This is a genomic window from Streptomyces sp. NPDC048606 (genome assembly GCF_040650855.1).
In the GTDB taxonomy this organism is placed as follows: Bacteria; Actinomycetota; Actinomycetes; order Streptomycetales; family Streptomycetaceae; genus Streptomyces.
In genome coordinates this window covers 25,793-39,445 of record NZ_JBEZIB010000009.1, presented here as the reverse complement: position 1 = coordinate 39,445, position 13,653 = coordinate 25,793, and the positions used below count along the sequence as shown (strand labels likewise).

Sequence of the window (13,653 nt, the reverse complement as noted above, 5' to 3'; positions counted from 1 at the left end):
GGCCGCGCCGGGAAAGGGCCCGGCCGTACGTTCCCCCCGGCGGACGGGCCGCCACAGTCTTACGAGAAAACCCTCGGACTGTCCACAGCGCCCGCCCGAGCCTACCCGTACGTGTGACCGGTGGACACCCCCCGCACGCCCCCTCACTGACCCCTGACGGTCACCTTCTCGTCCTTCTGGATCTGCTTGACCAGCTCCTGGACCTTCGCCTTGTCCCACACGAGGTTTCCGCCGCGCTGGCCGGAAATCGGCATGTTCATCGACACCCCGTCACCGCTGTTGACGCCCTTCATCGCGAAGAACATCTGCCCCAGGTCCCACAGCCCCATGTCCCCGTCCACGATCAGCGTGTCCAGGCCGGCGCCCAGCAACGGGTACAGGGAGAAGGGGTTGAGGACGGTGCCCGGCGTCGCGGCCTGGCTCGCCAGGGCCGCGAGGAACTTCTGCTGGTTCTTCGTCCGCTGGAGGTCCGACTCCGCGAAGGCGTAGCGGGTGCGGACGAAGGCCAGCGACTGCTCGCCGTTGAGGGTCTGCCGGCCCGCCTTGAAGTCCGCGCCCGACTTCTCGTCCTTGAAGCCCTGCTCGATGTCCAGCTCCACGCCGCCCAAGGCGTCCACGATGTTCGCGAAGCCGGCGAAACCGATCTCGGCGTAGTGGTCGATGCGCAGGCCGGTGTTGTACTCGACCGTGCGCACCAGCAGCTCCGGACCGTCCTCCGCGTACGCGGCGTTCAGCTTGACCCGGCGCCCCTGGGCGGGGAACTTCTTGCCGGACTTGGAGCCGACGAAGGAGGGGATCTCCACGTCCGAGTCGCGGGGCAGCGAGATCATGGTGTTCCCGCTGGAGCACTTGGCGAGGATCATCATCGAGTCGGTGCGCTTGCCCTCGGCGGAGCCCGTGTGGAGCTTCTTCTTCTCCTCGTCGGACATGCCCTCGCGGCTGTCGGAGCCCACGATCAGGTAGGTCGTGCAGTCGCCTTCCTTGGGGCGCTCGATCACCTTGGACAGGTCGACCTCGCGGCGCACCTTGGAGTCGGCCCAGAAGTAGGTGCCGACCGTGGTGACGAACAACACGGAGACCAGCACGATCGAACCGACCTTGATCCGCTTGCGCCAGTCCGGGGGAGGCCCGGCCGGTCCGCCCGGTCGGCCCGATCCGCCGGGACCGCCCGGTCGTCCGCCGCGGCCCGGTCCGCCGGGGCCCGAGGGGGTCCCGTAGACCTGGCCGGTGTTGTAGCCGCTGTCGTACGAGGACCCGTGCGCGTCCGGCCCCTGCGTCTGCTGCGGGGGCACCCCGTACCCGGGACGGCCACCCGGCGGCGCCTGCTGCGGGACCGGGGGACCGGCCGGCCGGCGCGGAGCCTGCTGCGGGGGCCGGGGCGGGCGCGGGGGCTGCGCCTGCGGCTGCCGCTGGACGTGCCGCATCCGCTGCGGCCCCTCCGGCTGCGCCTGTCCGCCGCCGCGTCCGTACCCGTCATCGCGGCGGCCGCGCGCGTCGCGCTCGCCGTTCCACCCGTCCCAGTCACTCATGCGCACAAGGATGCCTGGCGGGGAGTGTCGCAGGACACCCCGGGCCGGGGTTCGTACCGGGGCTGTTGCAGAGCTGATGCCCGCGGGACGCACTTAAGGTGGCGGTATGACAGAAACACCGGCCGCACCGCCCGGGAAGCCGATCTCGGCGTCCCGGACCACCCTCAGCCACATCATGACCGCGAACGACACCAACCTCCTCGGCACGGTGCACGGCGGTGTGATCATGAAGCTGGTGGACGACGCCGCCGGTGCCGTCGCCGGACGCCACTCGGGCGGGCCGGCCGTGACCGCCTCCATGGACGAGATGGCCTTCCTGGCCCCGGTCCGCGTCGGCGACCTCGTCCACGTCCGGGCGCAGTGCAACTGGACCGGCCGCTCCTCGATGGAGATCGGCGTACGGGTCCTCGCGGAGCGGTGGAACGAGTCCACGCCCGCCACCCAGGTCGGCAGCGCCTACCTCGTCTTCACCGCCGTGGACTCCGAGGGCAAGCCCCGCCAGGTCCCGCCGGTGATCCCCGAGACCGAGCAGGACGAGCGGCGCTACCAGGAGGCCCAGATCCGGCGCACCCACCGCCTCGCCCGCCGCCAGGCCATCACCGAACTGCGCGCGCGCCGCGCCGCCGAGGGCCTCGACGACTGACCGCCCCGGGGCCCGGCCGCACCGCTCCCGGGCCCGGCCGCACCGCGTCGCCACCCGCTCGCGGACCCGGCGGCACCGCTCCCGGGGCTCGGCCGCACCGCGTCGGCACCCGCTTCCGGGGCTCGGCCGCACCGCGTCGGCACCCGCTTCCGGGGCCCGGCGGCGCCGCGTCGCCACCCCCGTCCGTACCGCGGTCATACCGCCGTCTTATCGGGTCCCCGTACACTGGTCCGCCGACGTCCGGCTCCGCGCGAGCGACGGCGCGCCCACCACCGGCCACGACCGGTCCGCCCATCGGGTCGGCCGCGGAGATCCCTGATGCCCACTGCCACGCAGACCCCGCCCGCCGCCCTGTCCGCCCGCGGGCGGACGCGCCGCCGGGTGCCCGGTCCCGACTGGCTGTGGGCGGCGCTGCTGACCCTGGCGGTCACCACCTTCCGCGCCGGCACCCCGCAGTTGTGGCGCGACGAGCTCGCCAGCTGGAACGCCGCCTCGCGCACCACCGGCGAACTGGTGGGCATGCTCGGCAACGTCGACGCCGTCTCCGGCCTCTACTACCTCCTGCTGCACGGCTGGGTCTCGGTCGTCGGGGACTCCGCCGCGATGCTGCGGCTGCCGTCCGCGCTGGCCATGGCGGGTTCCGCCGCCTTCGTCGTGCTCATCGCCCGCACCCTCTTCGACCGCCGCACCGCGGTCTTCGCCGGGCTGCTGTTCGCCCTGCTGCCCGCGGTGACCCGCTACGGCACCGAGGCCCGCTCGTACGCCTTCGTCGTGCTCGCGGTGGCCGCCGCGACGTGGCTGCTGCTGCGGGCGCTGGAGCGGCCCGGCCCCGGGCGCTGGGCCGCGTACGGGGCGCTGGTGACCGTCGCCGGTCTGCTGCACATGGTCTCCCTGCTGTTCCTGCTGCCGCACGCGCTGATCGTGCTGCTGCGCCCGCGGGCGAGCCGGCGCGGGCGGACCGTGGTGGGCTTCGCGCTCGCCGCCGGCCTCGGCCTGGTGCCGGTGATCCCGCTGGTGCTGCTGGGGCGCAGTCAGGTCGGCCGCCAGATCAGCTGGATCCGTACCCCGCACCTGCGCGACATCGCCGGCCTGTGGGACAACCTGTTCGGCTCCCCGCTGGTCGCGCTGGCCGTGGCCGCGACGGCGCTGCTGCCGCTGGCCTGGAGCCGCGGGCGGCGGCCGGCCGTCGAACTGCTGCTCCTGGGCGCCCTGCCGATCCTGGCCGTCTACGTGGTCTCGCAGGGCAGCACTTCGTACTTCATCGACCGCTACGTGCTCTTCACCCTGCCCGCCTGGACCGTCCTGGCCGCCGCCGGCCTGGCCGCGCTGAAGCCGCGCGCGGTCGGGGCCGCGGGACTGGCCGCCCTGATCCTGCTCGGGCTGCCCGACCAGCGCCAACTGCGCACCGAGCGGGCGAAGGAGTCCGCGGACGGTCGGGCCGCGGCGGCGGTCATCGCCAAGGGCTACCGCGCCGGCGACGGCTTCGTCCCGCTGCGCGGCGACGCGGAGCGGGTGTACATGACGGACTTCCAGATCGAGTACCACCTGCCGGCGCGGGTCGCGCTCCGCGACGTCTTCGTCGAGAAGTCGGCCGTCGCGAGCGACGACCTCTTCCCGGTGGAGTGCGGCCGGCCCGAGCGGTGCCTCGGCGACACCCGCAGGATCTGGCTGGTCGTCCGCAACGCCCCCGGCACGGACGCCTTCGGCAAGCTCCCGGCGGAGCAGGCGCGGGCGCTCGGGGACCACTACCGGGTGGCCTCGACCACGCCCGTGCGCGGCCTGCGCGTCAGCCTGCTGGAACGGGTCCGCTGAGCCGGCGCCGGCCGCCCCGCGGGACGGCCGGTCCGGGAGGGCGACGACCCGGCCTCAGGAGGACGGCGGCTCGCCGCACACCACCTGGTCGCCGGTGACCACGCCGACGGCGCCCTGGTAGGGGTCCTCCGCCCGCACCGCCACCACCTTGCGGTAGTCGGCGCCCGCGATGACCAGGACCGTCCGGCCCTGCTTGGGGACCGCGCGCAGCTCCGCCCCGGGCAGCGCCGCCGACACCGTACGGGCCGAGCGGTCCCAGCGGGGGTCGTACGCGATCACCGTGCGCCGCACCTCGCGGCTGGCGCCGTTGCCGGGGGCCCGGGTGGTGTCGAAGCCGGTCGCGCGCAGCGCGGCGTCCACCCGGCCGCCGAGGCCGTCGATGCGGGTGCCGTTCTCCACCTGGACGCGGACCTGCTGCGGCGGGACGTCGACGGGGACGGCGGCGGGCCGGCTCGCCGGTCGGCCGGGCCGGGCCGGGGCGAGCGGACGGTCCTGGCGCAGGGCCTCGAAGAGCTTGGCGGCCTTCGCCTCGTCCCACTTGACGGTCGACCCGATGCCCTTGACGGGGTAGGAGGGGTCCCCGACGGGGACCGAGGCGAACTCCGAGGAGGAGGGCGTGAAGTCCCGCATGGCCTGTCCCAGGGCGAGCATCTGCTCCGAGCCGAAGTCCCTGTCGGCGCGCACCGACCCCAGGAGGGTGGAGCTGACCTGCTTGAACTTGACCGGGTTGAGCAGGACGCCGCCGCCGGTGGCCTGTTTGATCAGGGCGGCGACGAACCGCTGCTGACGCTGCATCCGGCCCAGGTCGGAGGCGCCGTCGATGTACCGGGAGCGGACGTACTGGAGGGCCTGGCCGCCGGTCAGGCGGTGGGTGCCGGGCAGCAGGTCGAGTCCGGTGTGGCTGTCGCGCATGGTCTTGGCGGTGCAGATGTCGACGCCGCCCATGGCGTCGACGGTCTTCATGAAGCTGGTGAAGTCGACCTCCAGGTAGTGGTCGATCTTCACGCGGGTCATGTTCTCGACGGTGCGCACGGTGAGGTTCGGCCCGCCCTCGGCGTAGGCGGCGTTCAGCTTCACGGGGTGGGCCTTGTGGGCCTTGCCGGTGACGAGGTCCCGGTGGGCGGGGACCTCGGCGTAGCTGTCGCGGGGCAGGCTGATGACGCTGGCCCGTTCCTTGTCGGCGGACAGGTGCACCAGCATGATCGTGTCGGTGCAGTGGCAGGGCGCGCCGCCGAGCCGGTACTCGCGCTTCTCCTCCGGGGTGATCTTGTCGCGGCCGTCGGTGCCGACGAGCAGGAAGTTCTGGCCGTTGCCGGCCTGGGGGCGGTTCTTCATGTCCTTGAAGGGGTCGACCCGTTGGATGCCGGTGTCCAGGCCGGTCATCACGGCGTGTCCGACCGCCCCGGAGCCCAGCACGATCAACGACAGCCCGGCGGCGATCCGCACCCCCCACCGCGGCCGGTCGCGCCGGCGCCGGGCCTGGCCGCCGGCGCCGCGCGCACGCGGCGGGCGGGGCGGACCGGCGGTTCGGACGGGACGGTGCGGCTGGGGCACGGGGGACACCTCCGCGGGGGACAGCACGGGTACCGGTCAGGGAATGCGGCAGATTCTTCAGATTCGTCTGAACAGTAGGCCCATACGATCAACCTCTGTCCGTACCGCTCGTCCGCCGCGCACCCGTTTCCCCCGTACGCGGTAACGTCCCACCGATACCCGACCGTGCCGGACGGCATGCCCGCCCGGCACCGCGGTCTCGGCGACCGTGCCGGTGCGGTGCCGGACGAGGAGCGCCGTCCGCGTGACCGCGCGGGGCGCTCCCCCTCACCTCGTCGCCGCCACCGCTACCAGCGGTAGGGCTTGTAGACCTCCATGCACGCCCCGCTGTCCGAGCCGTTGAGCGCGTCCGCCGTGTCCGGCACCGCGCCGGCCTGCGGCGGCTCCGGGTGCGGGTAGGCGGTCCCGTCGCGCCAGTCGGCGCCGACCACCAGCGTGACGCCCTGGATGCCGGCCGCGGGCTGCACGGCGGAGGACGGGATGCCCAGGGCCGCCGCGACGCTCTGCGCCTCGTCGGCCAGGTCGGCCGTCGGGTAGCGCACCACGGTGCTCTTCTCCGGGGTCAGGGCGCTGTCCGCCCGGGCGGCGGTGAACCCCTTGGCGACCAGGGCCTCGGCGATGGTGTTGGCCCGCCGGGGCACCAGCGGCATACCGGACGCGGTGCCGTTGACCACGCTCACCGGGATCCTGTCGGGGGTGGTGACGGGTGCCTTGGACGGCTGCTGCTCCGGCTGCGCCGGCGGCGAGGGCTGCGTCGGGGCGGAGGACGCGGCGCCCGGCTGCGCGGAGGCGGAGCCGCTCGGCTGCGGGCTCGCGCCGGCGCCCGGCTGGGCCGGCGCGGAGCTCTCCGGGGTCTGCGGGGCGCCGTTCTTGTCGAAGGGCACGTCCTTGCGGACCATCGTCCACAGCTTGTCGGCGTCCGCCGCGTTCGGTATCAGCCGGTTGCTGTCCCGCGGGTCGGGGAAGGTCGGCATCGTCGTCATCGTGATGCGGTTGGTGGGCACGTCCTTCAGCTGCATCGCCAGGTTGAACAGCTTCTTGACCGACCCGATCTCCTCGGAGACCTCCAGCGCCTTGGTGCCCGCCTCGGCCAGGGCCGTGATCCGGCCGACGTCGGTGAAGGCGTTCTGGCCCTTGAGCTCGCGCATCATCGAGTTCATGTACATGTGCTGGGCCTGCGCCCGGCCCAGGTCGCTGCTGAAGGCGTGCCGCGTGCGCAGCCACTGGAGCGCCTGCTCGCCCTTGATCTTGGTGGTGCCCGCTGTGAGCTTGAGGCCGGAGCCGCCGCCGGAGGTGGCCAGCGGCCGGTCCCACACGTTGTCCTTGACGCAGACGGGGACGCCGCCGATCGCGTCGGCCATCTGCACCACACCGGTGAAGTCGATCATCATCCAGTGGTCGATGTAGACGTTGGCCAGCTTCTCCCAGGTGGCGAGGGTGCAGCCGGGGCCGCCGCGTCCCAGGGACTCGTTGATCATCGCGGTGGACTTCTTGTACTTCTGACCCGTCTTCGGGTCCGTGCACTCGGGTATCTCCACCCGGGTGTCACGCGGGATGCTCACCACGGAGGCGTTCTCCCGGTCGGCCGACACGTGCAGCAGCATCTGCACGTCCGCGAGCGGCGGGGCCCCGACGCTGTCGTGGCTGCCGCCCAGCTCCAGGTTCTCCGGCTTGTTGCGGCTGTCGGAGCCGAGCAACAGGATGTTCAGCGGGCGCTGGCCCTTGGCGTTGGCGTGGGACTTCTCCACACCGCTGTCCCCGCTGAGGCGCTGACCGCTGCGGATGTTGCCGTCGAGGTGGCGGTAGTAGAGGTAGCCGGCCGCCGAGGTCCCCAGGATCAGGAACGCGGTCACGGACGACACCCAGAACAGCACCCGCCGACGTCTGCGCCGGACGGGTATCGCCCCGCCGGCGGCCGGACGGGACCCGTCCGATCCCTTCCGGGGCCGGGGCACCGTGCCGGACGCGCTCTCGGCGCCCTCCTCGCCGTCGTCGGATATGCCGCCGCCGGCCTGGTCGGGCGTACCCTCCCCACGCACGCCGCTGTGCTTCACGCGTACCCCCCTCAAGATCTCTACTGGTCGGTATTGTGCCGGGCCCTCCGGCTACCGCCCGTCACCGGCGGTCGATCGACGCACCGCGCCGTAACCGTCGTCCGGTCACCTGGCGCAGATCGCCTTGTCCGCCTCGACCCGCTGCAGCCCCTCGGGCGCCTGCTGCGGCTGCTCCGGAGCGCCGAGCGCGGCTCCGGGCTCCTTGAAGTCGGAGCCCAGGGTCAGCTTCATCGGGGTCCTCGGCCCCGCGTCCACCGTCCCCACCTTCAACGCCGCCGCGGACAGCCCCATCATGTCCGCCAGGGCCCGGGCCTGGTCGGCCTGGTTGGGAGCGTATTCCAGTTGGGTGGCGGCCAGGCGCGCGGAGGCGTTGCCGTGGTTGGTCGCCTTCAGGACGCCCTTGGAGTTCTGCAACCAGGTCAGGGTCGTGGACGCCGCTCCGGGCGGCCCTCCGCCGTTGTACACATCCACTCGGACGTCGGCGGCGGGCGCGCGGTTGCCCTGGAGCAGCGCGTCCTGCCGGCTCTTCGCGTCGGCCTCGGCCGCCTCCTTCGCGGCGTGCTCCTTCTTCTCGACCTCGGTGAGCGAGACGTCCTCGCGGATCATCTTCAGCAGCGGGTCGGCCTGGGCCGGGTTGAGGACCACGGTCGCCTTGCGGCTGGAGGGCTCGTTCGGGTTGTCGAGCACCGGAAGCGTCGTGAAGGTGACGTTCTTCAGGTTGATGTCCTTCAGTTCACCGGCGAGATCGGTGAGTTTGGCGATGGAGCCCAGTCCCTGGTCCACCGTCAGCGACTTCGTGGCCGCCTCCGCCAGCGAGAAGAACTTCTTCGGGCTGGTCAGCGTCTCCTTGGACTTCATCTCGCGCATCATCGAACCCAGGAACTGCTGCTGCGTCTTGATGCGGTCCAGGTCGCTCTCGTTGCCGAAGGCGTGCCGGGTGCGGACGAAGGCCAGGGCCTGTTCCCCCTGGAGCCGGTGTTCGCCCGCCTTCAGGTTCAGCTTGGAGTCCCGGTCGTTGACGTCCTTCTCCACGCAGACGGGCACCCCGCCCACGGCCGTGCTCAGGTTCTTCACCGCGTTGAAGTCGACCATCATGAAGTTGTCGACCTCGACGCCCGTGAGCGCCTTGACCGTACGCATCGTGCAGCCCGGGTCGCGACCCTCCTGGCCCAGGCTGTTGTTGAAGCGGGTCGCCTTGGTGCCGGGGATCTGCTTCACCGAGCCGCCCGACTGCTTCGTGGGGCAGTCCGGGATGTCGGTGATCAGGTCGCGGGGGATGGACAACGCGGTGGCGTTGCTGCGGTCCTTGGCGACGTGGAAGAGGATCGTGGTGTCGGCGTGGCCGACGCTCTCGGCGTCCCCGTAGCCCTCGTTGCCCTCGCCGCTGCGCTTGTCGGTGCCGATGACCAGGATGTTGATCGGCTGGTCCTTCTTGAAGCTGCCCGACTGGCCGGTGTCGATGACCTTGAGGTTCCCGTTCAGGTGCTCGTAGTAGAGGTACGAGCCCAACGCGCCGCCCACCAACAGGAAGGCGAGGGTTCCGCCCGTGACCATCAACGCCCTGCGGCGCCGCTCCGGACCGCCGCCGGTCGCCTTGCGCGAGCGGCCGCCCCGACGGCCGCCGGGCGGCGGGCCGTCGCCGCGGCGCGGCTTGGGTACGCCCGGCGACGCGGGCTTGGGCGCCGGGGGCGCGGCGGGGGACCTGCGGGTTCTGCGGGGGGCGGCGACGGAACGCTGCTGCGCAGCGGAATGGCCCAGTCGCAGTTCGTAGTTGCCAGTGCGGGGATTGAGAACCCACTGGTCAGCGGGGTCGATCTCGTCCGCCCGCCCACGGCTTTGCGCATCCACGGTTGCTCGAATCCTCCGTCGGTGCCTCACGACGCGCCTCCCCCCAGGCGCGCGGTCAACGATCCGGCTGCTGGTGCACGGTCTCTTCGCTTCCGGTGCACCGGATCGCTCACCTTATCCGCCCAGGTCAGCTGCAAACCATGCCGGTGACGAAATCCACTGCCCTCATAACGCCCCAAACCCCCCAAGCGGATCGGTTGGACCTCCGGCTTTTGGATTGCTTTACCGGCAATCGGCCGTACCGGCCGTCGTTCCGGTGAACGTGGGGGCCGGAACGGGTGCGTCCGAGGTTCCGCTTTCCGACCGCGTCAGCCACGAGACGGCCCCCGGACCGACCTGCGGACCGGCCCCCTCGCGGGCCCCCGTCGTGGGCGTCGGGGAGGGCGGGGTGATCGTCAACGGCCGGTCCGCCCGCAGCTGCCGGAACAGCCGGGTCGCGTCCGGTTCCAGCAGCTCGTCCCGGTTCGGGTCGGGGGCGTACGGGCGGCGGGGCACCGTAAGGAACTTGACCTGCTCGGTCGGTATGTCCCGGACGCCCCGCACGAGTTCGTACAGGCCGCGCAGCGACGCCAGCCCCGCGTCCGTGGTCACCGAGGAGGTGGCCGCGTCCAGCAGCGGGTACAGCCGCGTCGGGTTCAGCAGGACGCCGTTGCCCTGCACCTTCTTCACCAGCGAGCCGAGGAACTCCTGCTGGCGCTGCATCCGTTCGGTGTCGCTGCCGTTGCCCAGGCTGTGACGGGCCCGGACGAAACCGAGCGCCTGTTCGCCCCGCAGGGTCTGCCGACCGGCCGGCAGCCGCAGCTTGGCCGCCGTGTCGTCGATCGGCTCCCGCAGACAGACCTCCACGCCGCCGACCGCGTCGACCATCCTCTTGAACCCGCCGAAGTCCACGACCATGTGGTGATCGATCCGGATCCCGGTCAGCCGCTCCACCGTACGGATCGTGCAGGCCGCCCCGCCCCACTCGAAGGCCCAGTTGAACTGCGCGAACCGCTCGGGGGTGCGCGAGCCGTCCGCGCCGCCGCAGGACGGGATCCGCGTCATCAGGTCCCGGGGGATCGACACGGCCGTGGCGCTGCGCCGGTCCGCGGGCAGGTGCAGCAGGATCGTGGTGTCCGAGCGCTGGGTGCCCCGGTCCTGCCCGTAGCCCGAGTTGGCCCGGCCCGAACGGGAGTCGGTGCCGATCAGCAGGATGTTCTGCGAGCCGACCGCGACGCTCGCCGGGCGCTCGCGCTCGTAGCGGCGCAGCTCGGCCTCGGCGGAGGTGTCGACGTGGATGTTCCCGTCGAGCTTCGCGTACAGCCACCAGCCCGCCGCGGTCCCGAGGAGGACCAGGAGGACGATTCCGATTCCGAGCCGGCGCAGCAGTCGGCTCCGTCGCGGCGGCGGGGGCTTCGATGCTCCCCCGACCGCCCCGGTGCCCGGTATGCCCGCGCTGTCCATCACTAGCGCTCCGTCCCCACGCCGAAACCGGATGTCAGCCGTACGGGTGAGTACGACCGTGAGCCGATCCTGCCCCCGGGTGACGGAGACGGCCCGGGGGCAGGGCCTCGTAAAGGGCCATGTGGGTGACAAATCGTGCGATGTTCGCCGGACCGCCCGGATGGGGCCGCCGGCGCGAGCCGTTCGGCACGGGCCGCCGGCGGGCCCGCCGACGGGCCGGGTGCCTCAGGCGCCGGGCCGGGTGCCTCAGGCGGCGGTGTGGGTGACCCGCTCGCTCTCGACCCGCTGCGCCAGCGCCTGCGGAGCCAACCGGTCCAGGTTGCGGCACAGCACCACGGAGCCGCCCGTGGCCAGGGCCCCGTAGAGACCGGCCGACAGCCCCTCCCAGCCGTCGTAGCCCAGCCCCGACAGCACGCGGGCCCCGGCGGTGCCGGCCTTGGCGGCGTCCTCGGCGGCGCGCGCCACGACCTCCGCCTGCGAGAGCTCCTCGCCCCCGACGACGAGGCCCGGGCCCGCGGCGTCCACCGGGGCGAAGGGCGCGAAGCGGTCGCCCTGCCCCGGCACCTCCACCGCGTAGTCGGCGAAACCGGCGGGCGGCTGCGGGAAGCGGCCGCCCAGGGGGCGCAGCGCGAGCGCGACCCGCTCGCCGGAGCAGGCGCGGGCCTCCTCCAGGGTGTCGGGCCCGCTCACCACCAGGTCGGCGCCGGCGGGATCCGCGCCCACCTCGGCGACCACCCCGACGGAGGAGCAGGCGAGCAACCACACGGCGCTCTGCCAGTGCGCGGGGAGCAGGAGCGCGAGCCGGTCGCCCGGCTGCGCGCCCAGGTCGCCCTGGAGCAGGTTGGCGGTCTTGGCCACCCAATTGGCGAAGGTGGCGACGGACAATTCGACGCGCTCGCCCGTGGCGTCGTCGTAGAAGGTGACGAGGGGGCGGCCCGGATCGGCGGCGAGCGCGGATCGCAGCAGGTCGGCAGGGGTGCGGTCAGTGGCGTTCACCGGGCCCAGCGTACGCGGGCCCGTCCCTCGTACGGAGGGCACCGGATCGTCCGTCCAGGGGAAGCGGTGCGCGCGGATTGTCGGACGGATCGTCAGTTCTCCGATGGCGCTTCGTGGTGGGTGTGTTCAGCATCGCTTCCATGCGTGGATTCCTTGCTTCCTCGATCGGCGTCGCGACGGCGGCCGCACTGGCCCTGCCACTCGCGCTCCCCTCCTCCGCCCAGGCCGACGCGCCTTCGTCCCGGACAGCCCCCGCAGCGGTCGCCCCCGTGACCCCCGGAGGGTCCACCCAATCCCTGCCCCTGGTCCCGCTGGGACCGTCCACCGGACGGATCCCCGGTGTCCCCGGCATGAGCACCCCGCCCGACCTGCCCGAGACCCGCGGGCTGACCGCGCACGAGGTCACGACGTTCTCGCTGGTCGGCGTCGTGTGGGACGACGCGGCCACGCGGCTCGTGGGCCGGGTCCAGGTCCGCACCCGCCACGCGGGGACCTCCGACTGGAGCGACTGGCAGGACGTCGAGACCCACAACGGCGAACACGCCGCCGACCCCGACGCGGTCGAACGCGGCTCGGGCCGCGTCCGAGGCAGCACCGCCCCGCTGTGGGTGGGCCCCTCCGACGGCATCGAGGTACGGGTCCAGGCGGAGAGCGGCGGCGCGAGCACCCGCGCCGCGTCGACGCTGCCGTCCGGGATGCGGATCGAGCTGGTCGACCCGGGCGCGGAGCGGCCCGTGGGGGTGCCGGCCCCGGCGACGCCCGCCGCCCGCCCCGCGCCCGCCGGGCAGGCCGTGCCCGACGCGAAGGCCGTGCCCGACGCGAAAAACGCGGGACGGGCCTCCCGCCCCGGCGACGACAAGGGCGACGCGGCGGCCGCGCTGCCCGCCATGACGATGCCGGGCGCGGAGTCCTCCGCCGCCAACGTCCCGCACGCCCGGCTCGGCGCCGTGGAGATCCCCGCCCTCGACAAGGCCGACTCCACCGCCGACGCCGTCCTCGCGAGCGACGGCGCCCTCGAAGCGGCCGCGGCCCCCTTCATCGGCCCGCGCCCGCGCATCGTCACCCGGCGGGGCTGGGGCGCCGACGAGAACCTGCGCGAGGAGGGCTTCGTCTACACGAGCACCGTCAAGGCGGCCTTCGTCCACCACACCGCCTCCGGCAACAACTACGCCTGCAAGGACGCCCCGGCGGTGCTGCGCAGCCTCTACCGCTACCACGTGGTCAGCGAGGGCTGGCGCGACATCGGCTACAACTTCGCCGTCGACCGCTGCGGCACCGTCTACGAGGGACGCGCGGGCGGCGTCGCCAAGGCGGTCCTCGGCGCCCACACCATGGGCTTCAACACGGACAGCATGGGCGTCGCCGTCATCGGCTCCTACGCCTCCACGGCGCCCCCGAAGGCCGCCGTCGACGCGGTGGCCTCGCTCACCGCGTGGAAGCTCGGCCTCTTCGGACGGGACCCGCGCGCCAAGACGACCCTGAAGTCGGGCGGCGGCAACAAGTACGCCAAGGGCAGCAGCGTGAAGATGAACGTCATCGCGGGCCACCGCGACGGCTTCGCCACCGAGTGCCCCGGCCGCCGCCTCTACGACCAGCTGCCCCCGACCCGCACCTCCTCGGCCAAGCTCCAGGGCCGCTGACCCCGCTCCCGCCCCGCCCCGCCCCCGCCCGCCCCGGGCGGGACCGCGGGGCGCCGGCACGCCCCGCGACCGCGGGGCGGTACGGGCTCGCCCGCGCCACCCCGCGACCACGGCCCCGGTATGGGCCGTGCGCG

9 protein-coding genes are annotated in these 13,653 nt (G+C 73.2%); 3 read left to right on the top strand and 6 right to left on the bottom strand.

Annotated features, from left to right (window positions below):
• Window positions 1–143: 143 nt before the first annotated feature.
• Window positions 144–1,529 carry an LCP family protein gene (locus AB0D01_RS11970; protein WP_363054997.1) on the bottom strand — a complete coding sequence of 462 codons (1,386 nt, stop codon included), beginning with the start codon at window positions 1,527–1,529 and terminating at the stop codon, window positions 144–146.
• A 106-nt stretch (window positions 1,530–1,635) separates the two neighbouring features.
• Between AB0D01_RS11970 and AB0D01_RS11965 the strand changes: the two genes are divergently transcribed.
• Window positions 1,636–2,172: an acyl-CoA thioesterase gene (locus AB0D01_RS11965; protein ID WP_363054996.1), complete on the top strand. Its 537-nt coding sequence runs from the start codon at window positions 1,636–1,638 to the stop codon at window positions 2,170–2,172.
• A gap of 318 nt (window positions 2,173–2,490) precedes the next feature.
• Entirely contained in the window at window positions 2,491–3,984 is a 1,494-nt protein-coding gene (locus AB0D01_RS11960) for a glycosyltransferase family 39 protein (protein WP_363054995.1), read from the top strand.
• A 54-nt stretch (window positions 3,985–4,038) separates the two neighbouring features.
• Here AB0D01_RS11960 and AB0D01_RS11955 read toward each other — a convergent pair whose 3' ends face one another.
• The 5 genes from AB0D01_RS11955 to AB0D01_RS11935 form a co-directional block, all read right to left on the bottom strand.
• A complete protein-coding gene (locus AB0D01_RS11955; RefSeq protein WP_363055159.1) occupies window positions 4,039–5,430 on the bottom strand; it encodes an LCP family protein in 1,392 nt (463 codons plus the stop codon).
• A 395-nt stretch (window positions 5,431–5,825) separates the two neighbouring features.
• On the bottom strand, window positions 5,826–7,412 hold the full coding sequence (locus AB0D01_RS11950) for an LCP family protein (RefSeq protein ID WP_363055158.1): 1,587 nt from the start codon (window positions 7,410–7,412) through the stop codon (window positions 5,826–5,828).
• 285 nt (window positions 7,413–7,697) lie between these two features.
• Entirely contained in the window at window positions 7,698–9,440 is a 1,743-nt protein-coding gene (locus tag AB0D01_RS11945) for an LCP family protein (RefSeq protein WP_363054994.1), read from the bottom strand.
• A 222-nt stretch (window positions 9,441–9,662) separates the two neighbouring features.
• Window positions 9,663–10,883 (bottom strand): LCP family protein, encoded by a 1,221-nt coding sequence (locus tag AB0D01_RS11940; RefSeq protein ID WP_363054993.1) that lies wholly within the window; start codon window positions 10,881–10,883, stop codon window positions 9,663–9,665.
• A 246-nt stretch (window positions 10,884–11,129) separates the two neighbouring features.
• Window positions 11,130–11,879, bottom strand: coding sequence for a TIGR03089 family protein (locus AB0D01_RS11935; RefSeq protein WP_363054992.1), 750 nt, complete (start codon window positions 11,877–11,879; stop codon window positions 11,130–11,132).
• Between the two features lie 140 nt (window positions 11,880–12,019).
• Here AB0D01_RS11935 and AB0D01_RS11930 point away from each other — a divergent pair, with 140 nt between their 5' ends.
• On the top strand, window positions 12,020–13,519 hold the full coding sequence (locus AB0D01_RS11930) for a peptidoglycan recognition protein (RefSeq protein ID WP_363054991.1): 1,500 nt from the start codon (window positions 12,020–12,022) through the stop codon (window positions 13,517–13,519).
• The last annotated feature ends 134 nt before the right edge of the window (window positions 13,520–13,653 follow it).